The 571-nt window shown below is 34.9% G+C and carries 1 protein-coding gene; it reads right to left on the bottom strand.

The window, feature by feature from the left end; genetic code table 11:
• Positions 1-571: PTS transporter subunit IIC (locus GQX97_RS14255; protein WP_304488847.1), on the bottom strand; the 571-nt coding region annotated here is incomplete at both ends.

Below are 571 nucleotides of genomic sequence, written 5' to 3' on the forward strand. Positions count from 1 at the left end.
AAGTAATATAATAGGAAGGAAAGCAAGAAGAAGACCATTAATGAAAGAACCTATAATACAGCCTCTTCTTCCGCCAGTAGCATTACCAAATACACCAGCAGTAGCACCAACAAAGAAATGCGGTACAACACCAGGTATAATTAAAACGCCGCCTACAGCACCAAGTATAGCTAAACCAACTAATCCGCCTATAAAGCTTGTAATAAATCCTATTAAAACAGCATTAGGAGCATAAGGGAATACTACAGGACAATCCAAAGCAGGTATAGCATTAGGAACAATCTTTTCAGATATACCTTTGAAAGCAGGAATAATTTCACCTAATATCATTCTAACACCAGATAATACAACAGAAACACCAGCAGCAAAAGTAACACCCTGTATAAGAGCAAATACTAAATAATTCTGACCATTAGATAATTCTTTTTCTATATAAGCACTTCCTGCAGCAATAGCAACTATRATATAAATAATAGACATAGTTAAAGCTATAGCAAGTATATTATCTCTCATGAAGCTTAAACCTTTAGGTAATTTTAAATCCTCAACAGAAGGAGAATTTCCGCCCACT

It is taken from the genome of Brachyspira sp. SAP_772, assembly GCF_009755885.1.
Taxonomy (GTDB): Bacteria; Spirochaetota; Brachyspiria; order Brachyspirales; family Brachyspiraceae; genus Brachyspira.